Origin of the sequence: Mesorhizobium sp. BR115XR7A (assembly GCF_020165315.1) — a bacterium.
Lineage (GTDB): Bacteria > Pseudomonadota > Alphaproteobacteria > Rhizobiales > Rhizobiaceae > Mesorhizobium > Mesorhizobium australicum.
In genome coordinates, this window is record NZ_JAIUHW010000015.1 from 46,343 (window position 1) to 66,029 (window position 19,687).

Sequence of the window (19,687 nt, forward strand, 5' to 3'; positions counted from 1 at the left end):
AACGTCATCCTACTGCCCCAGCCGTTCGAGCAGGATGGGAACATGCACCTGGTCGGATTTGTAGTTGCCGGTCAGCATGTACATCATGATGTTGACGCCGGCACGCAGCGCGTAGACCCGCTGCATCGGATCGTTCGGCACGGTCGGCAGCAGCGGATCGCCATTCTCGTCGACCGCCCAGGCGCCGGCGAAATCATTGGCGGTGATCATGATCGGCGATACGCCGTCACCGGTGCGCACCGGCCGGTTGTCGGCATTGCTGGCATCGAGCGATGCCTCGACCCAGAGCGGGCTGCCGGCGAAGCGGCCGGGAAACTCGGGCAGGATGAAGAAGGATTTGGTCAGCACATGGTCCGACGGCACCGGCTCCAGCGGCGGCACGTTGAGGTTGCCGAGGATGTCGCGCAGCCGCTCGGTCGCCGGGCTGGTGGAATCGGCGCCGATGCCGTTGGCGAACTGATCGCGGGTGTCGAACAGCACGGTGCCGCCCTGCTGCATATAGGCGTCGATGCGGGCGATCGCGGCCTGGCTCGGCATCGGTGCCGCCGGATCGATCGGCCAGTAGATCAGGGGATAGAACGACAGTTCGTCCTTCGAGATATCGACGCCGGCCGGCGCCCCCGGCTCCAAGGCGGTCTTCTCGATCAGGAAGCGGGTCAGACCCTCGAGCCCGGCGCGGCTGATCGAATCGACACCCGGGACACCTGTCAGCACATAGGCGATGCGGGTTTTCGAAATCGCCTCGATAGCAACCTGGTCGCCCGGCTTGGCATCGTCGGCGCGCGCGACATCGGCATGGCCGAACAGTGCGCCAAGCGCGATCAGCACGGCGGCTGTGGTCGCGGCCGCACCGGCACGGCGCGGCCGGCGCGAAAAGAGGCCGCCCATCCACAACACCGCCAGCGTGTCGAGCAGCATCAGCAGCAGAGCCGCCGCGACCAGCGTGCCCTTCAGGTTGCGCGATTCATCGAAGGCGTACTGGACGGTGGTAACAGGCACCGTCACTTGCGGGCGCGCCAGAGGGGCAAAGGTGCTTGCGGCGTCGAGCAGATTGTGGGCGAAGACGCCGGTCTCCGAACCATAGAGGCCAGGCGGGTTCTCGAAGGTGACCGGCAGTGGTCCTGCGCCCGGCACCAGCGGCCGTGCATCCGGTGTCGGCGGCACCAGCGAGCCGTCGGCCGCGATCATCCGATAGGGCGCCAGCGACGTGGCAGCGGCTTCGGCATTGGCGATTGCCGCGCCTTGATTGCGCGACAATTGCACGATGCGGCGCAGCATCTCCACGAAACTGCCCGAGATCGGCAGGTTCGACCACGTCGCCTCGGGGGTGACATGGAACAGCACCAGCGTGCCCTTGCCCTTCTTCAGCCCGGTCACCAGCGGCGTGCCGTCGGCGAGGGCCGCCCAGGTGCGCTCGACGATGTCGGGTGTCGGTTCGGCCAGCACCTGCCTGGTCACCGTGACCTCGGTCGGCGGCGCCAGGTCGGCGAACGGGCCGGCCTTGGGAAATTCGGTGACCGGCTGCGGCGAGGTCCATGACAGCGCGCCGCCGAGCGAACGCTCGCCGGTGCGCAGGCGGACCGGCAGCAAATCGTCGTCATTGCCGGCGGCGGCCAGCCGCGAGCCGGCGAAACGCACGAGCGTGCCGCCATTGTCGACCCAGTCGACCAGTCTTTGCCGGACCTGTGCGGGAATGGTGCCGATATCGGCCATGACGATCATCGCCGGCTTCTGGTCGAGGATCTGCGGGATGGCGTCGGCGAGATCGGCGCTGGAGGGCTCGACCAGATCGGCGAAAGGCTGCAGCGCGCGCCTGATGTAGTAGAGCGGCGACAGAAGCGGCTGCGCCTGGTCGGCCTCGGCTTGCGACAACAGCCCGACGCGGCGGCGTTTGGAGCTTTCGTCGAGCACGCGCACGGCACCTGCATGCCGTTCGCCATCGAGCGCGATCGAGGCGAAGTCGTTGCGCAATTCGAACGGCACCGCCATGGTGCCGGTGGCCGTGGCTTCGCCCGGCGCGAAGGTCAGGGTCGCATCGGCGATGCGGCGGCCCTTGTCGTCGAATGCGCCGGCGGTGACCTGCGCCGGGGCGGGATCGCCGGGCGCGCGGATGGCGGTCAAACCAAAGCCATCAACCTGGTTTTCGGCTGATGTCAGGCCAGTCAACGACAGCCGGTCGGCCACCGCCCAGACGATTCGGGCGGCATTTTTCGACAAAAGCGTGTTGAAGGCGACCTCGTCGCCCCTTGCCGCCAGGCCGTCGGCCAGCACGGCGACGCTGGCGCCAGGCAAGGTTTCCAGCATGCCGGCGACGCGCGCATAGACGGCGGGCCGGTCGGTCGGGATCGGCCGCGGCTTGGCGGCGCGCAGCCGGTCGAGCGCGGCGGCAGCATCGAAGGGGCCGATCTCCGCATTGGGCTTTTCGGCGGTGAAGGCGATGATAACAGGCACGCCGTTCGAGCCGGCGTCCTTGATCAGCCGCTCGGCGGTGGCGACGCGCTTGTTCCAGTCGGCGGCACTCGCCCAATCATTGTCGATGACCAGGGCAAGCGCGGCACCCTCGGCCGGCAACTTTTCGCGCGGGTTGAACACCGGTTCGGCCAATGCCGCGACGACGAGGGCAGCCATCAGAAGCCTGAGCAGCGTCAGCCACCAGGGGCTGCGCTGCGGGGTTTCCTCACGCCTCAGCACACGGGCCAGGATCTTCAGCGGCGGGAACACCTCGGTCTGCGGCTTGGGCGGCGTCAGCCTCAGCAGCCACCAGATCACCGGCAGCGCCAGCAGGCCCCACAGCACCATCGGAGCGCCGAAGGAGAGCGGCAGCCAGCTCATGCGACCGCCTTTCCAGGCTGATCGCCCTTGGCGATCGGCCTGGGCTGATCGCCGGCAATGATACCGGCATGCCCGCCATCGGCGGTCATCGCCATGTGCAGGCGCACCAGCGCGTCGGACGCGAGCCGGTCGGTGTGGTTGACGGTAAAGCTCCAGCCAAGCCGCTTGCACCAGCCGGCCAGCTCCTGGCGGCGAGCGGTGTAGAGCAGGCGGTATTCATCGGCCAGCATCTCGGCGCGGCCGGCGGTCAGCTTGTCGCCGGTCTCGGGATCGGTGAACTCGGTGCGGCCGGCATAGGGGAAGGTTTCCTCGGCCGGGTCGGCAACCTCGATCAGATGGGCGCGCACGCCATGGCGGGCGAGCACGTCGAGCCAGGCCATGGTTTCCTCGACGGGGTCGAGGAAATCGCTGGCGATGACGATGTCGCAGAAGCGCCTGATGTTGGAGAGATCGGGTTTTGCCGGCAGTTCGCCGGCATGCATGAGCTGGGCGGCGATGCGCTCGGCGCCGTTGCGAGCGGTGAATGGATCGGTCAGATCAGGCCAGGCGATGCGTTCGCCGCTGCGTGACAAAAGCTCGGCCATGGCCAAGGTCAGCACCAGGGCGCGCGATTGCTTGGAAACGCCGGCTCCCGTCGATTTGTAGAGCATGGACGGCGAGGGGTCGGCCCACAGCCAGACGGTGTGGGCGGCTTCCCATTCACGGTCGCGCACATAGGTGTGGTCGTCGCGGGCCGAGCGGCGCCAGTCGATGCGCGAGGCGTCGCCTTCGACATAGGGCCGGAACTGCCAGAAATTCTCGCCGATGCCGCGCTTGCGGCGGCCATGCCAGCCGGCGATCACGGTGTTGACGATACGGCGTGCCTCGACCAGCAGGTCGGGAACCAGCGAAGCCCGCAACCGGCCTCGGGCGAGCGCATCGCGCGTCGCTGCCGGGGCCTGGACTTCGCCGATACGCGCCATCAAATGCCTTTCACAAGCTTCGCCACCACGTCGCGCACGCTGGTGCCCTCCGCGCGGGCGGCGAAGGTCAGCGCCATGCGATGCTGCAGTACCGGCTCGGCCAGCGCCCTGACATCGTCGACCGAGGGCGCCAGGCGTCCGTCGTAGAGCGCGCGCGCCCTGGTGCACAGCATCAGCGCCTGGCTGGCGCGCGGGCCCGGGCCCCAGGCGACATGCTTGTCCGTGTCGGCATTGCCCTGGCCCGGACGCGCCGAGCGCACCAGGGTAAGGATCGCCTCGACGACGCTTTCGGGTACCGGCATGCGGCGGATCAGTGTCTGGATCTCCTTCAGCCGCGCCGGCTGCAGCACGTTCTGGGCTTTCGCGTCCTCGACGCCGGTGGTTTCCAGCAGGATGCGGCGCTCGGCCTCGATTTCGGGGTACAAGATGTCGACCTGCATCAGGAAGCGGTCGAGCTGGGCTTCGGGCAGCGGATAGGTGCCTTCCTGCTCCAGCGGGTTCTGCGTCGCCAGCACATGGAAGGGGGAAGGCAGGTCGTAGCGTGCGCCGGCAATGGTGACATGATATTCCTGCATCGCCTGCAGCAGCGCCGACTGCGTGCGCGGCGAGGCGCGGTTGATCTCGTCGGCCATCAGCAGCTGGGCGAAGATCGGCCCGGAAATGAAGCGGAACGAGCGCTTGCCAGTTTCGTCCTGCTCCATGACCTCGGAGCCGAGGATGTCGGACGGCATCAGGTCGGGCGTGAACTGGATGCGGCGCGAATCGAGCCCCAGCACGACGCCCAACGTCTCCACCAGCTTGGTCTTGGCGAGGCCCGGCACACCGACCAGAAGCGCATGGCCGCCGGCCAGCAGCGCCACCAGCGTACGCTCGACGACGTTCTCTTGGCCGAAGATCACCCGGCCAACCCCGTCGCGGATCCTGGAGATGTCGGCAAGCGCCTTCTCGGCCTCGGCGACCATGTCCGTTTCGCTGATCGGGCTTTCCTTGACCATCACGCTCATGCCGCATCGATCCCTTTGGTTGGAAATGCCATGGTTTGGAAATGCTGGCCCGCACCATACCATAGGCTGCCGCGATTCGGCCTCGCGGAGCGCCTATGGTTGAACTTAAATCACAGACTTAGGCTGACAAGCGGAACAACAGTGACTATTTCGTGACGATGAGCGAACACCACGAACATCGCCAACAAAGCCTTACGCAGGCCACCGAGGCTCGGGGCCTTGAGGCGCTGATCTCGCGCGCGGCCCGCGCAGGCAAGGGCGCGGCGCCGGTCGAGCGCTGGAATCCCGACTTTTGCGGCGATCTCGACATGGAAATCAAGGCCGACGGCACCTGGTTCTACCTGGGCACGCCGATCGGCCGCATGCCGCTGGTGCAGCTTTTCTCCTCCGTGCTGCGCAAGGACGCCGACGGCAGGACCTATCTGGTGACGCCGGTGGAAAAAGTCGGCATCCGCGTCGCCGATGCGCCTTTCGTCGCCGTCGAGATGGATGTTTCGGGCGAAGGCGAGGATCAGGTCATCACCTTCCGCACCAATGTCGGCGACGTGATCGAGGCCGGACCGGAGCGGCCGCTGCGCTTCGTCGACGAGAACGGGACCGGCGGTTTGAAGCCGTATCTGCTGGTGCGCGGCAGGCTGGAGGCGCTTGTGGCGCGGCCGGTCATGTACGAACTGGTCGGGCATGGCGAGGAGATCGAAATCGACGGCAGGACGATGTTTTCAGTGCGCTCCAAGAACGCCGTGTTTCCGATCATGCTGGCCGATCAGTTGAAGCGGTTGAGCGCATGATGGACCAGGTATCGCCGGCGCCGTTTTCGTCGGCGGATTTTCGCGCGCGCTTTGCCGCGCAGCCGGAGGCGCATGCCGGCGGCGACTATGGCGATCACCGCTTCAATCCCGGCCATCCACGCCTCAACCCTGGCAAGCCGCTGCGCAACGCCGCGGTGCTGATCCCGGTGGTCGACCATGACGGCCAGGCGACGGTTCTGCTGACCAAACGGGCCGAAAAACTCCGCAATCATTCCGGGCAAGTGGCTTTCCCGGGCGGCACGATCGATGCGACCGACGCAAGCCCGGAAGCGGCGGCGCTGCGCGAGACTTTCGAGGAGATCGGCCTTGGCCAGGATCGCATCGAGATCATCGGCCGGATGCCCGATTACGTCGCCGGCAGCGGCTACCGCATCGCGCCGGTTCTAGGCATCGTGCGGCCACATTTCCAGCTGACCCTGAACGCGGATGAGGTCGACGCCGCCTTCGAAGTGCCGCTGCGCTTCCTGATGGACGCGGCCAACCACAAGCGCGACAGCCGCATCTGGAACGATCTCGAATGGTTCTTCTACGACATGCCCTATGGCGACCGGCGCATCTGGGGTGTCACCGCCGGGATCATCCGCACACTGTATGAAAGGCTCTATGCGTGAGTGTTTCGATCGCGGGCAGGGCGGACTGGCTCTTCGACAAGCATCTGCAGCGCCTGCTTGGCGCGCTCACCGAAGGCGGTGAAGAGGCGCGCATCGCCGGCGGCGCCGTTCGCAACGTGCTGATGAGCCAGCCTGTCACCGACATCGACATAGCGACCTCTTGCCTGCCGCGGGAAACCATTCGCCGCGCCGAGGCGGAAGGTTTCAAAGCGGTGCCGACCGGTATCGAGCATGGCACCATCACGGTGGTCGCCGATGGCAAACCTTATGAAATCACCACCTTGCGCGCCGATGTCGAGACCGATGGCCGTCGTGCCAAGGTGTCGTTCGGGCGCGACTGGAAGCTCGACGCCGAGCGGCGCGACTTCACCATCAACGCGCTTTATGCGGAGGCCGATGGCAGCGTTGTCGACCTTGTCGGCGGCATCGCCGACATCGAGGCGCGCCGGCTGCGCTTCATCGGCGATCCGGAGGCACGCATCCGCGAGGATTATCTTCGCATCCTGCGCTTCTTCCGCTTCTTCGCCTGGTATGGCGAAGGCCGGCCCGACGCCGAGGGGCTGAAGGCCTGCGCCCGGTTGAAGGAAGGCCTCGCCCAACTCTCGGCGGAGCGCATCTGGTCCGAACTGAAAAAGCTTTTGTCCGCACCCGATCCCTCACGGGCGCTGCTCTGGATGCGGCAGGCCGGTGTCTTGACCGCCGCGCTGCCGGAAAGCGAGAAATGGGGCATCGATGCGATCCACGGATTGACCAGGGCCGAGAAGGACCTGGGCTGGGCGGTGGATCCGATGCTGCGGCTGGAGGCGATGGTGCCGCCGGATGCGGCGCGCATGAAGACGCTTGCGGAGCGGCTGAAATTCTCGACCGCCGAAGCGGATCGCCTGCGCCATTGGTCGATGGCAACCGCGGTCGAACCGAAGACGACCGAGGGCGAATTGGCGAAACGGCTCTATCGCGGCGACCGCCAAGGATTTGTCGACCGCCTGCGGCTTTCGCTTGCCGCGGCGCGGGTGCGGGCCGTCGAGGACAATGAAGCGCTGCTCGAAGCCGGCGGCTTTTCGCGCCTGCTTTCCTTTGCGCTCAAATGGAAAAAGCCCGAATTTCCGCTGCGAGGCGCCGATCTGACCGCGCTCGGCGCAACACCGGGGCCGAAGCTCGGCGAAATCCTCAAGAACCTGGAAGCGGAATGGATCGATGCGAGTTTCACGCCCGATCGCGACGCACTGATCAAGCGCGCCGCGGAGGCACTTGAAGGCTGATGAGGATCAGGCCGCGTCGCGGACCTTCTCAATTCGGGAGCGGATAGCCTCGATCATCGTCTCGCGGATGGTCGTTTCGCCATGTGTTTCACGCATATGCTCGACGGCACGGCGCATCACTTCGGCCTCCTCGCCGGCACGAGTATGCCACTCACAGCCGGGAACCAGCGACCCGCAGTGAAATTCCTTCATCGGATTTCTCCTTTTCCTCCGTGGAGCCTGCGAGGCTCCGGTACTTTTTGGCTCATGATCCGACTTTTCCGATCATGGGCGGGGGTGAGAACCATAACACAGATGGTGTGATATTGGTTGCGGTCAACGGTGAAAGGGCGGAGCAGCGCTGCTCCGCCCTCTTACGCTAGCCCGGCGGGCAGGCCGTCACTTCACGATCTTGACTGCCTCGGCAACTTTGTCCTTGCCGCTCATGTCCCACGAAATTCTGACCTTCTCGCCGACCTTCAGGCCAGGATCCTTGAAGGTTTGGGGAAGCGTAAAAGACGATCCATTGTCGAGAACCAGGCTCTTGGCCGTCGCATCGAAGCTCTTGACCGTTCCGGTGGTGTGCTTGACGGCGGCGAACGCCACCGAACCGGAAGCAAGAAGGGCAGCCGCGGCAGCGGAAACAATGATCTTTCTCATGCTGATATACTCCTGGGAAAGCGGCCATCCTTTGACGAAGATGATCCGCATCGTCTTCGGGCCGTCCGGTCGCGTCGAGTCGCGGTTCGCCTGTTCCGACGCAATTCCGAAGGGAAAACCGCATTTTCCTGGAATTGCCCTCAGGCAAACCACCGGCGCTTCCCGACCCGAATGCGATAAATAACCCAGTTTTTTCAGATGGATATTAGACGAAAAAGATATTCATTGCGTCACATTCCGCGCCCAGATTCGAACAATGGGACATCAATGCGGCCTCACATCGCGCTCACAATTTTTTTATGGCCAGCGCACCTCCGGCGGCAGGCTGGACAGGATCGAGGCGACATTGCCGCCGGTCTTCAGCCCGAAGATGGTGCCGCGATCGTGAAGAAGGTTGAATTCGACATAGCGGCCGCGGCGAACGAGCTGTTCGTCGCGGTCGCCATCGGTCCAGTTCTCGTTGAAGTTGGCGCGCACGAGGTGACCGTAGACCACGAGAAAAGAGCGCCCGACATCCTGGACGAAGTTGAAATTGGCATTCCAGCCGCCCTTCTCCTCTTCCGGATGCAGGTAGTCGAAGAAGATGCCGCCGGTGCCGCGCGGCTCGTTGCGGTGCGGCAGGAAGAAGTACTCGTCGCACCAAGCCTTGAATTTCGGATAGTCGGCGACGGCGGCATTCTTCTCGCAAGCGAATTGCATGGCACGCTGGAAGGCTATCGTGTCGGGATCGTCCTGCGTGCGGCGGCGGTCGAGCACCGGCGTCAGATCGGCGCCGCCGCCGAACCACTGGCGCGAGGTCACCACCATGCGGGTGTTCATATGCACGGCCGGAACGTTGGGGTTCCAGGGATGCGCGATCAGTGAAATGCCCGATGCCCAGAAGCGCGGGTCTTCCTCGGCGCCGGGCATCTGCTTCCTGAATTCGGGCGAGAACTCGCCATAAACCGTCGAGGTGTGGACGCCGACCTTCTCGAAGACGCGGCCGTGCATCATCGACATGGTGCCGCCGCCGCCCTTGCCGTGATCGCGCTGCCAGGGCGTCTTTTCGAAACGGCCCGGTGACCAGGAAGCCAGCGGCCCGCCGAGATCCTGCTCGATCTGCTCGAAAGCGCCGCAGATGCGCTCGCGCAGCGCCTCGAACCAAAGCCGGGCCTTCATCTTCTTTTCTTCGATGTCGGCAGGCAGCCCCGCCGGTATTTCAGGTCGTTCCAAGTGCCGTCTCCGGTTGCGGGGCGGTGAGTCGACAAAAGACTCGTCTTTTCCGGGCGCGATCCCTAATCTCTTAAGGGATAGGGTCAAGTCACTTTGGTTTCGCGCATGATCCTTTCCGAAACCCGATTCCGATTTCGGGGTCATGCGCCAGGTGCAAGGAGTTGTTTCGTGCGCACCCCGGCAAGACCGCCGCTGGATGGCCTGAAGAAAAGGCTCGATCAAAGCCGGGCAGAGCGCGCACGCATGCCGCGCGACGGTTTTTTGCGCGAGACCTTCGTCCTGCCGCGCTCGGACGCCCGTCTCAAGGCCAAGGAATGGTTCGAGCGCTTCCCCAAGCAGGCCTACTGGACCGAGATCGAAAGCTGGTTCGAACGCCCGGGCGACCTTATCGAGTTTACGATAAGGCGGCTGCCGGCCGCGGATTAGCGCTCGGCCAGCAGGCGCCTCGCGCCCGTTCCCTCCCTTGCCAGCCGATCCCCCTTATTGCGAAGCGGGCATTTGTCGATCGACATGCAGCCGCAGCCTATGCAGTCGGTAAAGCCGTCGCGCAGCTTCCTTAGCTGGCTGATTTTCTGGTCGAGGCTATCGCGCCAAGCCGTTGAAAGCAGATTCCAATCCTCGCGCGTCGGCGTGCGGCCTTCAGGTAATGATTCAAGAGCGGCACCGATTTCCGCGAGCGAGATGCCGACCTCCTGGGCAATCCGGATGATGGCCACCCGGCGCAGCACGTCACGGCCGTAGCGCCGCTGGTTGCCTGCCGTACGATGGCTGCGGATCAGACCGCGGGCCTCGTAGAAATGCAGTGCCGACACAGCCACGCCGCTGCGCGCGGCCACCTGGCCGACCGTCAATTCCGTTACCGGCGCCATTTTCTCACTTTCCGCTTGACCTCAAGTTAAGTTGAGCTTGTAGCCAAGAAAGCCTGACTGTGCAAACCAAAGGAGAAGGCGGATGTGCGCCTGGGCAAAAATCACCGCTGACGGCGCTGCCGGCGATCCCCTATCGGAGTTGCCGGACGGCTTCGCCCGCCACCATGGCGACGGAAAGGGCGACGTTGATGCTGCGCGCGCCGGGCTGCATCGGGATGGTCAGCCGCGCATCCGCCGCCTGATGGACTGGATCCGGCACCCCCGCGGATTCGCGACCGAACAGGAGGATGTCGCGGTCGGTGAAGCTGAAGTCGGTGTAGGGGGTCGTAGCCTTGGTCGACAGCAGCACCATGCGATCCGCGCGGGCCTTGCGCCACTCCTCGAAGGCGTCCCAGTCGACATGCCGGGTCAGGGCAGCCATTTCGAGGTAGTCCATGCCGGCGCGCTTGAGCGCTTTGTCGGAGAGCGGAAAGCCGGCCGGCTCGATGATGTCGACGCCGAGGCCGAGGCAAGCGGCGAAGCGCAGGATTGTCCCGGTATTGCCGGCAATGTCAGGCTGGTAGAGCGCGATGCGGAGACCAGGGTTCACTTCCGCGTCCTTCTAATAAGTGGCAGATCGGCCACAGCAGCCTCCTGGTTTTGGAAATTCCTGGGCCTGCGGGTGGCCATTTTTTTCGAAGTCGGGTATACGACCAGCATTGTCAACCCGAACCGATGGAGGGGTAATTCATGATGGCCATGTACATCCAGCGCCCCACCTGTGGGCTTATTTGCGCCCTGGCGGTTTCGGTACGACGTTTCTCCTGATCTTTTAGACACTTCCGCACCGATTTTCCGCCGAAACCATACCCTGGTCTTCGAAGGAAACCCGCGATGTTTTTCAAGCTGCCGAAGGGGCCGATGGCCCCGTCCCAACGCGTTCCGACTGATCCGCCGCCGATCCCGCGGCACGATGTCGATCATCCTTTTTATCTCTATTTCAACACGGAGGACGGACCGATGTTCGATCCCTACAGGATACCGGGCTCGAGGAGCCTGCAACACCCGAAGGTGGTGGCTTGGGCGCTGTTGATCGGCGACACCTATTCGTCGGCGGTTCATGCCGAAGTACGCCGGCGTCCACATCGCGGCATGCTGCCGGATGTCGATTTCTCGCGCGCGGTACCCGATCCGAGCCGTCCGTCGCTGGTGCGCCGGATCATCCGGCTGATCCGGCCAGGCGCGAAAAACCGGACTGGTGGCGCCATGTCGTCAGGATCGACAAAGGTGGCTGTCGGCGAAAAGCCGGCGAACCCCTATATAGCGCGAAGCAGGGCCGACGCTCCGGATGATTCCGGAGCGTCGGCCCTCGATGCCATGCGGTCCGAGGACTTCGTACGCCGCCAAGCCGCGTAAGCGGAAAACAGATCTCACAGGCGTGACCTATGTTGTTGTTTAGCTGGTTTGAAAGAAAGCTCGATCCGTTCCCGGCCGCGGAACCGGTCGAGCCGCCCAAGACGCTTGTTGCCTTCTGCCTGCATTATACGCGCGGGGCATGGCCCTATATTCTTGTCGATGCGGTGCTGGTCGCGGCCATCGCCATCGCGGAAGTGTGGATGTTCGGCTTCCTCGGCCGCATCGTCGACTGGCTGTCGGGGCAGAACCGCGAGACCTTCCTGCAGACGGAGGGCTGGAAGCTCGCCGGCATGGCCTTCATTGTATTGTTTGCGCTGCCCGGCACGGTCTGGCTGCATTCCCTGCTCAACCAGCAGACGCTGATGGGCAATTACCCCATGCGCATCCGCTGGCAGGTGCACCGCTACCTGCTCAAGCAATCGATGAGCTTCTACCAGGACGAGTTCGCCGGCCGCATCGCCACCAAGCTGATGCAGACCGCGCTTGCCGTGCGCGAATGCGTCATCAAGGTGATCGACGTCCTGAACTACGTCGTCGTCTATTTCCTCGGCATGCTGTTGATCGTCGGTTCGGCCGACTGGCGGCTGGCCGCGCCGCTCGGCGTCTGGATGGTCGGCTACATCCTGCTGCTGCGCTTCTTCATCCCGCGCCTGGGCAAGGTCGGCGAGGAGCAGGCCAATGCGCGCTCGACCATGACCGGCCGCGTCGTCGACAGCTACACCAACATCCAGACGGTCAAGCTGTTTTCCCATTCACGCCGCGAGGCCGCCTTCGCCAGGGAAGGCATGATGGGCTTCCTCGACACGGTCTACCGGTCGATGCGGCTGGTGACACTGCTGTTCGGCTCGCTCTACATACTGAACGCGCTGCTGCTGTTCTCGGTCACCGCCATCTCGCTGTGGCTGTGGATGGGGCAAGTGGTGACGATCGGTGCGGTCGCCGTGGTCATCGGCCTGGTGCTCCGGATGTGGGGCATGTCGCAGTGGATCATGTGGGAAATGTCGAGCCTGTTCGAGAATATCGGCACGGTGCAGGACGGCATTGCCTCGATTTCGTTGCCGCGCCTGGTCGAGGACAGGCCGGATGCCAAGGAGATCATCGTTTCCAAAGGCGATATCCGCTTCGAGGATATCCGCTTCCATTACGGCAAGCAGAAGGGCGTCATCGAAAACCTGTCGCTGGCGGTGAAGCCGGGCGAGAAGGTCGGCATTGTCGGCCGCTCGGGCGCCGGCAAGTCGACGCTGGTCAATCTCCTCCTGCGCTTCTACGACCTGGAAAGCGGCCGGATCCTGATCGACGGCCAGGAGATCGCCGGCGTGAAACAGGATTCGCTGCGCGCCCAGATCGGGATGGTCACGCAGGACACCTCGCTGCTGCATCGTTCGGTGCGCGAGAACATCCTCTACGGCCGGCCCGATGCCACCGACGAGATGCTGCTCGAGGCGGCGCGGCGAGCCGAGGCGATGGATTTCATATCAGGACTTTCGGATCATCATGGACGCAAGGGGTTCGACGCCTATGTGGGCGACCGCGGCGTCAAACTGTCCGGCGGTCAGCGGCAACGCATCGCCATTGCTCGCGTTATGTTGAAGGACGCGCCCATACTTATCCTTGACGAGGCGACGTCGGCGCTCGATTCCGAGGCGGAAGCCGCCATCCAGGAGAACCTCTACAAGCTCATGCAAGGCAAGACCGTCATCGCCATCGCGCACCGGCTGTCAACCATCGCGGCGATGGACAGGCTCGTCGTGATGGACCAGGGTCGCGTCATCGAGGAGGGCTCGCACGAGGAACTGGTCGCCAGAGGCGGGCTCTACGCGCAGCTCTGGCAGCGCCAGTCGGGTGGGTTCCTGCTCGATGACGTCCCAGTCGAAGCCGCCAATGACGCAATAGCAAAGGGGCAAGCCGCAGAATGATGGCCGCCGCATGATGACAGCCGTCTACCGCTGGTTCGAGACCTGGGTCTACCCGTTCAGGGAGCCGGCGAATCTTCGGCCACCGGCCAGCGTTACGGGCTTCCTCTGGCACTATGTCGGGCAAGCGAAGTTCGCCTTCTTCGCCATGCTGGTCATCGGCGGCATCGCGCCGCTCGTCGAGGCCGGGCTGTTCTATTTCGTCGGACGGCTGGTCGATATTCTCGACCAATTGCCCGGCGAACGGAGCTGGCACGCGCTGTGGACCGCCGCCGGACCCGAACTGGTGTTCATGGTCGCGGTGGTGCTGATCATCCGCACCGTGGTCGTCGCCTTGTCGGCGCTGGTCGACGAACAGACGATCACGCCCGGCTTCTACAATCTGGTGCGCTGGCAGGCGCACCGGCACGTCTCGCGCCAGTCCTACGCCTTCTTCCAGAACGATTTTGCCGGCCGCATCGCGACGAAAGTCTGGCAGGCCGGGCAGGCAACGGGCGACCTGATGGAAAGTTTCATCGAGGTCGTCTGGTTCATGGTCGTCTATACGGCGACGACGCTGGCGCTGGTCGCCGGGCTTGACCTCAGGCTGGCGGCACTCGTGGTGGTCTGGATCACCGCCTTCGGCTTTCTGGCGAAGCGCTATTTGCCGGCAATCCGCAAGCACGCCGAAGCGACGGCGGAGGCGGGCTCCATGATCAATGGCCGCATTGTCGATTCCTACTCCAATGTGCAGACGCTGAAACTGTTCGCGGCCGACGGCGACGATCGCTACATCAGGAACGGCTTCGACATCTATCTCGACGCATTGCGGCCCTTCACCCGCCGCTTGACCGGCGTGCGCATGGCGCTGACGACGCTGTCGGGCATCATGATCACGGCGATCGGCTGCTTTGCCGTTTATCTCTGGGTCGAGGGCTCGATCACGGTCGGGGCGGTCGCCTTCACGCTCAGCCTGGTGCTGCGGCTCAACATGCTGCTCGGCCGGCTGATGATGCAGATGAACGGCATCTTGCGGAATCTCGGCGTGCTGGAGAACTCCAAGGCGCTGATCTCGCAGCCGCTCGGCCTGACCGATGCACCGGACGCCGGGGAACTGGTCGTGGCGGGTGGGCGCATCGACGTAAAAAATGTCGAGTTCCACTACGGCAAGGGGTTTGGGGTGCTGAACGGCATCGACCTTGTCGTCAAGCCGGGCGAGAAGGTCGGGCTGGTCGGGCCTTCGGGCGCCGGCAAGACGACGCTGGCGAACCTTATCCTGCGCCTCTACGATCTCGAAAGCGGCGAGATCACCATCGACGGCCAGGACGTCTCTGGTGTGACGCAGGATTCGCTGCGCGCCAATATCGGCGTCGTCAGCCAGGACACGGCCCTGTTCCACCGTTCGCTGCGTGACAACATCAAGCTCGGCATGCCCGACGCAACCGATGCGCAGGTCATCGCGGCGGCGAAAAAAGCCGAGGCCCATGAATTCATCCTGACCTTGCGCGACAACAGGGACCGCCAGGGCTACGAAGCCTTTGTCGGCGAGCGCGGCGTGAAACTGTCGGGCGGCCAGCGCCAGCGCGTGGCGATCGCCCGCGTCTTCCTCAAGGACGCGCCGATCCTGATCCTCGACGAGGCGACGTCGGCGCTCGATTCCGACATCGAGGCGGCGATCCAGGAGAATCTGACGCGGCTGATGGAGAACAAGACCGTGATCGCGATTGCCCACCGGCTGTCGACGATCGCGGCACTTGACCGCCTGGTGGTGCTCGACGGCGGCCGCATCGTCGAGCAAGGCACACATGACGAACTGGTGGCGCTCGACGGGCTTTATGCCCGGCTGTGGAAGCGCCAGTCCGGCGGGTTCCTCTATCACGAGGAAAGCGTGCTGGAAGAGACGCGGCCGGCGGAGTAGGCGCGTGGGTGGATCGGCAGAGCTCAGTCCGGAGATCGGCCCAGAGATCGGCTACACGCTCAAGCGTTTGCGGCCAACCGTGGCGGCCTTCGACATGCTGAAGGAAGAGAGCCGGCTGGAAGGCTACTGGATGCTGGTGCGTCTGGGCGATGGCTGGGCAAGCGGCCGCAACAAGTTCCTGAAGCGGGGCGAGGCGCTGTTCGGAGCCTGGCATGGCGCCGAACTCGCCGGTGTCTGCGGGCTGAACATCGATCCCTATTTCGAGGGCAGGGACCACGGCCGGGTCCGCCACCTGTTCGTCAGCGCGCGTCACCGTCGCGCCGGCCTTGGCCGAACGCTGGTCGAGATCGTGATCGACCGAGCCTGCCGGTATTTCACCGTGTTGAACACCCGCGCGCCGCCAGAAGCCTTCGCTTTCTATGAACGGCTTGGTTTTCAGCGCGTGGAGGGCGAAGAATTCGTTACCCATCGCATGGTGTTCAGGAAAGGGAACTGAAATGTCCTTGCGTCCGCCATCCCATCTTGCCGGCACGTCGGCCGCCGACGCGGCCTTCGACGCGCTTGGCCATGAAATCCTGGCAGAGAAGGCGGCGGCGCTCGGGCGGGCCGGCCAGCGCGTCGAAGAAACCTTGGCCAGGTTGCGCGATAACGGGGACGATGAGTTGCGCCCCCGTCTGCTCAAGGAGGCTGCCGTGGCCGTTCACGCCTATTTCATCCAGCGCGAACTGTGCGGCCTTCGCAAGCATGACGCCGTGATCCGCGAATACAATATCCCCAGGGCGGTTCTAGTGAGGCTGGGCGCCGCGTAAAATCAGTTTTTAGAAATCACTCCAGCCATTCGGTGATGAAGCTGCCGTTTTCGTGAATGTCGGTCGTTTCCAGCGGACCGGGACCGAGATTGGTGAACTTGTGCGGCGTGTTGGGCGGCACGATCAGGATCTGCCCCGCCGAAGCCTCGATTTCCTGGTCACCGACCGTGAAGAGGCCGGTTCCCTGGCGGATGATGAAGATCTCCGCATAGGGATGGGCGTGCAGCCGCGGGCCGCCGCCGACGTCGGGCAGGTGATTGAAGATCAGGCAGGAGTTTGAGCCGTAGGCACCGCATTGCAGTTCGCCCTTCCAGTGGTCGGAACGAACAGCCCATTGCTCGCGATCGATGACGTGCGCCATGCGAAGGAGGATAGATCACACCGGCGCCCTGTGTCGAGGCAAGCTGGAGCCTTGGATTTTGCTGATATTTCCCGGTTGTTTAGCCGCCCTTTGCAGCCATTCGCCGTCCCGCCGGACACGAGGGGATTTTGTCCCCGCGACAATCTGCCCTTGTGCCTTCACCCGTCTGGACAAAAACGGGCTTCACGCATAAACCGAAGTCCAAATGCCGGAGGAATTCGCTAGCCTGTTCGCCATGCGCTGTCGGGTTGGCGTGATTGAGCGGGGAACAAGGCTCGGCCACCGGCGCGGAAGAGGCGAAAGGATCAGGCACCCGTGAGCGCAACCGACATCCACGATCCCAATCGTCGAGATTTTCTCTACGTCGCCACCGGCATGGCCGCCGTGGTCGGCGCCGGTGCCGTGGCCTGGCCGTTCATCGACCAGATGCGCCCTGATGCCTCGACGCTGGCGCTCGCTTCGGTCGAGGTCGATGTCTCCTCGCTGACGCCTGGCAGCTCGCTGATCGTCAAGTGGCGCGGCAAGCCGGTCGTGGTGCGCAACCGGACCGAGAAGGAAATGAAGGACGGAGAGGCCGTCAGCCTCTCCGATCTCAAGGATCCGATTGCCCGCAACGCCAATTTGCCGTCCGATGCGCCGGCGACCGACGCCAACCGCACCACGCCAGGCAAGGAAGCCTGGATGGTGATGGTTCAGGTCTGCACCCATCTGGGCTGCATCCCGCTCGGCCAGGAAGGCGATTTCGGCGGCTGGTTCTGCCCGTGCCACGGTTCGCAATACGACACGGCCGGCCGCATCCGCAAAGGCCCGGCGCCGGAGAACATGGCGATTCCGGTATTCAAATTCGTTTCCGACACCAAACTCCTTATCGGTTGAGGCAGGGGATATTTCGATGAGCGAGGGACACTCGACCTACACGCCGAAGACCGGTATCGAACGCTGGTTCGACGCCCGCATGCCGCTGCCCAGGATGGTCTATGACAGCTTCATCGCCTATCCGGTGCCGCGCAACCTGAACTATATGTGGACCTTCGGCGGCATCCTGGCGATCATGCTGGTGGCGCAGATCCTGACCGGCATCGTGCTGGCCATGCACTATACGGCCGACACCAATCTCGCCTTCGGTTCGGTCGAAAAGATCATGCGCGACGTGAATTCCGGATGGCTGCTGCGCTACATGCACGCCAACGGCGCCTCGTTCTTCTTCATCGCCGTCTATTTGCATATCTTCCGCGGCCTCTATTACGGCTCCTACAAGGCGCCGCGCGAGCTGCTGTGGATCCTCGGCTGCATCATCTACCTCCTGATGATGGCGACCGGTTTCATGGGCTATGTGCTGCCATGGGGGCAGATGAGCTTCTGGGGCGCCACTGTCATCACCGGCTTCTTCAGCGCCATTCCTCTGGTTGGCGACTGGATCCAGCAGCTCCTGCTCGGCGGCTTCGCCGTCGACAATCCGACGCTGAACCGCTTCTTCGCGCTGCATTACCTGCTGCCGTTCATGATTGCCGGCGTCGTCGTGCTGCATGTCTGGGCGCTGCATGTCGTCGGCCAGTCGAACCCGACCGGCATCGAGGTCAAGTCGAAGACAGATACCGTGGCCTTCACGCCCTACGCGACCATCAAGGACGCGTTCGGCATGATCGTGTTCCTGTTCGTCTTCGCCTACTTCGTCTTCTACCTGCCGAACTATCTCGGCCATCCGGACAACTACACGGTCGCCAACCCGCTTAAGACGCCGGCCCATATCGTCCCGGAATGGTACTTCCTGCCGTTCTACGCAATCCTGCGCGCCATCACCTTCAACATCGGGCCGATCAATTCCAAGCTCGGCGGCGTGCTGTGCATGTTCGGCGCCATCGTCATGCTGTTCCTGGTGCCGTGGCTCGACACCTCCAAGGTGCGCTCGGCGGTCTACCGGCCCTGGTACAAGCTGTTTTTCTGGCTGTTCGTGGCCGATGCCATCCTGCTGGGCTGGCTGGGCTCGCAGCCGGCGGAAGGCAGCTATGTGTTCATGGCGCAGATGGCGACGCTGTTCTACTTCGCCTTCTTCCTGATCGCGCTGCCGGTGCTCGGCTTGATCGAGACACCCCGCAGGCTGCCGAACTCGATCACCGAGGCGGTGCTCGAAAAGAACAAGGGTGGCAGCGGGCATCCGGCGGGCGCCACGGCAGCACCTGAGACCAAGGGCTGAGCGGTAGAGAATCTAAGGGGATTTGGCATGAAAAAGGTTCTCACCTCGCTTGCGCTGGTCGGCCTCGTGGCCGCCGGCACCGGAGTTGCAGGCACTTGGGCGTTCGCGGCCGAAGAGGCGCACAACGCGGCGGCACCGACGCATTTCCCGATCAACGAGCCGAAGGAAATGAGCTGGAGCTTCACCGGCCCGTTCGGCACCTATGACAAGGCGCAGTTGCAGCGCGGGCTGAAGGTCTACAAGGAAGTCTGCTCGGCCTGCCATTCGATGAACCTGGTGGCGTTCCGCACGCTTTCGGACCTCGGTTACAGCGACGCGCAGATCAAGACGCTGTCAGCCGAATACACCATCCATGACGGCCCCAACGATGCCGGCGACATGTTCGACCGTCCCGGCAAGCCGTCCGACCATTTCCCGGCCCCGTTCGCCAATGAGGAAGCCGCCGCTGCCTCCAATGGCGGTGCGGCGCCGCCGGATATGTCGTTGCTGGCCAAGGCGCGCGGCGTCGAGCGCGGCTTCCCGCAGTTCGTCTTCGATATCTTCACCCAGTATGATGCCGGTGGTCCCGACTACATCCATTCGCTCTTGACCGGCTACGACCAGACGCCGCCCGCCGGCATGGTCATCCCCGAAGGCACGCACTACAACCCGTACTTCATGTCCGGCGTGTCGCTGAAGATGCCCAAGCCGCTCTCCGACGGCCAGGTCACCTATGACGACGGTTCGCCGCAGACCATCGACCAGTATTCCCGCGACGTGGCTGCCTTCCTGACATGGGCTGCCGAGCCGCACATGGAAGACCGCAAGAAGATGGGCTTCCGCGTGCTGGTGTTCCTGCTTCTGTTCGGCGCCCTGGTCTACCTGACCAAGCGCAAGGTGTGGGAAGCCGTCGCGCACTAGGCCTGTTGATCTTCAGGTGAG

General features: G+C 63.9%; 21 protein-coding genes. 12 read left to right on the forward strand and 9 right to left on the reverse strand.

All coding sequences use genetic code 11. The features are described from left to right. Nucleotides 1-9 precede the first annotated feature (9 nt). The 3 genes from LB557_RS26655 to LB557_RS26665 are packed head-to-tail and all read right to left on the reverse strand — an operon-like array spanning nucleotide 10 to nucleotide 4,798. Nucleotides 10-2,832, reverse strand: coding sequence for a DUF4159 domain-containing protein (locus LB557_RS26655; protein ID WP_224643119.1), 2,823 nt, complete (start codon nucleotides 2,830-2,832; stop codon nucleotides 10-12). Next, entirely contained in the window at nucleotides 2,829-3,794 is a 966-nt protein-coding gene (locus tag LB557_RS26660; RefSeq protein ID WP_015316056.1) for a DUF58 domain-containing protein, read from the reverse strand. The genes LB557_RS26655 and LB557_RS26660 overlap by 4 nt, the downstream gene beginning before the upstream one ends. After that, nucleotides 3,794-4,798, reverse strand: coding sequence for an AAA family ATPase (locus tag LB557_RS26665; RefSeq protein ID WP_023770308.1), 1,005 nt, complete (start codon nucleotides 4,796-4,798; stop codon nucleotides 3,794-3,796). Before LB557_RS26665 ends, LB557_RS26660 begins: the two co-directional genes overlap by 1 nt. 158 nt (nucleotides 4,799-4,956) lie before the next feature. On the opposite strand from LB557_RS26665, the gene LB557_RS26670 reads away from it, so the two are divergent. From LB557_RS26670 to LB557_RS26680, 3 genes are read left to right on the forward strand one after another with little or no spacing between them, the layout of a single operon-like run. Continuing rightward, nucleotides 4,957-5,586: a DUF1285 domain-containing protein gene (locus LB557_RS26670; RefSeq protein ID WP_224643118.1), complete on the forward strand. Its 630-nt coding sequence runs from the start codon at nucleotides 4,957-4,959 to the stop codon at nucleotides 5,584-5,586. Further along, nucleotides 5,586-6,218 (forward strand): CoA pyrophosphatase, encoded by a 633-nt coding sequence (locus LB557_RS26675; protein WP_224643117.1) that lies wholly within the window; start codon nucleotides 5,586-5,588, stop codon nucleotides 6,216-6,218. The genes LB557_RS26670 and LB557_RS26675 overlap by 1 nt, the downstream gene beginning before the upstream one ends. After that, on the forward strand, nucleotides 6,215-7,477 hold the full coding sequence (locus tag LB557_RS26680) for a CCA tRNA nucleotidyltransferase (protein WP_224643116.1): 1,263 nt from the start codon (nucleotides 6,215-6,217) through the stop codon (nucleotides 7,475-7,477). The genes LB557_RS26675 and LB557_RS26680 overlap by 4 nt, the downstream gene beginning before the upstream one ends. A 6-nt stretch (nucleotides 7,478-7,483) precedes the next feature. Here the strand turns inward: LB557_RS26680 and LB557_RS26685 are convergent, their stop codons facing one another. The 3 genes from LB557_RS26685 to hemF form a co-directional block, all read right to left on the reverse strand. Beyond that, nucleotides 7,484-7,669 carry a DUF1059 domain-containing protein gene (locus LB557_RS26685; RefSeq protein ID WP_015316061.1) on the reverse strand — a complete coding sequence of 62 codons (186 nt, stop codon included), beginning with the start codon at nucleotides 7,667-7,669 and terminating at the stop codon, nucleotides 7,484-7,486. 186 nt (nucleotides 7,670-7,855) lie between these two features. Then, nucleotides 7,856-8,116, reverse strand: coding sequence for a DUF1344 domain-containing protein (locus tag LB557_RS26690; RefSeq protein ID WP_023770301.1), 261 nt, complete (start codon nucleotides 8,114-8,116; stop codon nucleotides 7,856-7,858). A 297-nt stretch (nucleotides 8,117-8,413) separates the two neighbouring features. Continuing rightward, the gene (gene hemF / locus LB557_RS26695; RefSeq protein WP_224643114.1) at nucleotides 8,414-9,328 is read right to left on the reverse strand and encodes an oxygen-dependent coproporphyrinogen oxidase; all 915 of its coding nucleotides are present in this window, start codon (nucleotides 9,326-9,328) and stop codon (nucleotides 8,414-8,416) included. A 168-nt stretch (nucleotides 9,329-9,496) separates the two neighbouring features. Here hemF and LB557_RS26700 point away from each other — a divergent pair, with 168 nt between their 5' ends. Next, entirely contained in the window at nucleotides 9,497-9,754 is a 258-nt protein-coding gene (locus LB557_RS26700; RefSeq protein ID WP_023770299.1) for a hypothetical protein, read from the forward strand. Here LB557_RS26700 and soxR read toward each other — a convergent pair. Both soxR and LB557_RS26710 read right to left on the reverse strand, forming a co-directional pair. Beyond that, entirely contained in the window at nucleotides 9,751-10,197 is a 447-nt protein-coding gene (soxR, locus tag LB557_RS26705) for a redox-sensitive transcriptional activator SoxR (RefSeq protein ID WP_224643113.1), read from the reverse strand. The genes LB557_RS26700 and soxR overlap by 4 nt on opposite strands. 130 nt (nucleotides 10,198-10,327) lie before the next feature. After that, nucleotides 10,328-10,786: a tRNA (cytidine(34)-2'-O)-methyltransferase gene (locus tag LB557_RS26710; protein ID WP_015316066.1), complete on the reverse strand. Its 459-nt coding sequence runs from the start codon at nucleotides 10,784-10,786 to the stop codon at nucleotides 10,328-10,330. A 284-nt stretch (nucleotides 10,787-11,070) separates the two neighbouring features. Here LB557_RS26710 and LB557_RS26715 point away from each other — a divergent pair, with 284 nt between their 5' ends. From LB557_RS26715 to LB557_RS26735, 5 genes are read left to right on the forward strand one after another with little or no spacing between them, the layout of a single operon-like run. Beyond that, nucleotides 11,071-11,592, forward strand: coding sequence for a hypothetical protein (locus LB557_RS26715; protein WP_224592855.1), 522 nt, complete (start codon nucleotides 11,071-11,073; stop codon nucleotides 11,590-11,592). A 29-nt stretch (nucleotides 11,593-11,621) separates the two neighbouring features. After that, entirely contained in the window at nucleotides 11,622-13,508 is a 1,887-nt protein-coding gene (locus LB557_RS26720; RefSeq protein WP_224642588.1) for an ABC transporter ATP-binding protein, read from the forward strand. Nucleotides 13,509-13,518: 10 nt separating this feature from the next. Continuing rightward, nucleotides 13,519-15,402, forward strand: coding sequence for an ABC transporter ATP-binding protein (locus LB557_RS26725; protein WP_224642586.1), 1,884 nt, complete (start codon nucleotides 13,519-13,521; stop codon nucleotides 15,400-15,402). Between the two features lie 4 nt (nucleotides 15,403-15,406). Continuing rightward, the gene (locus tag LB557_RS26730; RefSeq protein WP_224642584.1) at nucleotides 15,407-15,898 is read left to right on the forward strand and encodes a GNAT family N-acetyltransferase; all 492 of its coding nucleotides are present in this window, start codon (nucleotides 15,407-15,409) and stop codon (nucleotides 15,896-15,898) included. Between the two features lies 1 nt (nucleotide 15,899). Further along, nucleotides 15,900-16,211, forward strand: coding sequence for a DUF6665 family protein (locus tag LB557_RS26735; protein ID WP_015316071.1), 312 nt, complete (start codon nucleotides 15,900-15,902; stop codon nucleotides 16,209-16,211). 16 nt (nucleotides 16,212-16,227) lie between these two features. Here LB557_RS26735 and LB557_RS26740 read toward each other — a convergent pair whose 3' ends face one another. Continuing rightward, nucleotides 16,228-16,572: a cupin domain-containing protein gene (locus LB557_RS26740; RefSeq protein WP_140617686.1), complete on the reverse strand. Its 345-nt coding sequence runs from the start codon at nucleotides 16,570-16,572 to the stop codon at nucleotides 16,228-16,230. Between the two features lie 315 nt (nucleotides 16,573-16,887). On the opposite strand from LB557_RS26740, the gene petA reads away from it, so the two are divergent. Genes petA through LB557_RS26755 form a run of 3 tightly spaced genes read left to right on the forward strand, consistent with a single transcriptional unit; the run spans nucleotide 16,888 to nucleotide 19,666 of the window. Beyond that, nucleotides 16,888-17,448 (forward strand): ubiquinol-cytochrome c reductase iron-sulfur subunit, encoded by a 561-nt coding sequence (petA, locus tag LB557_RS26745; RefSeq protein WP_015316073.1) that lies wholly within the window; start codon nucleotides 16,888-16,890, stop codon nucleotides 17,446-17,448. Between the two features lie 16 nt (nucleotides 17,449-17,464). Then, nucleotides 17,465-18,766 carry a cytochrome b gene (locus tag LB557_RS26750; protein WP_015316074.1) on the forward strand — a complete coding sequence of 434 codons (1,302 nt, stop codon included), beginning with the start codon at nucleotides 17,465-17,467 and terminating at the stop codon, nucleotides 18,764-18,766. 27 nt (nucleotides 18,767-18,793) lie between these two features. Beyond that, nucleotides 18,794-19,666: a cytochrome c1 gene (locus LB557_RS26755; protein WP_224642583.1), complete on the forward strand. Its 873-nt coding sequence runs from the start codon at nucleotides 18,794-18,796 to the stop codon at nucleotides 19,664-19,666. Nucleotides 19,667-19,687 lie beyond the last annotated feature (21 nt).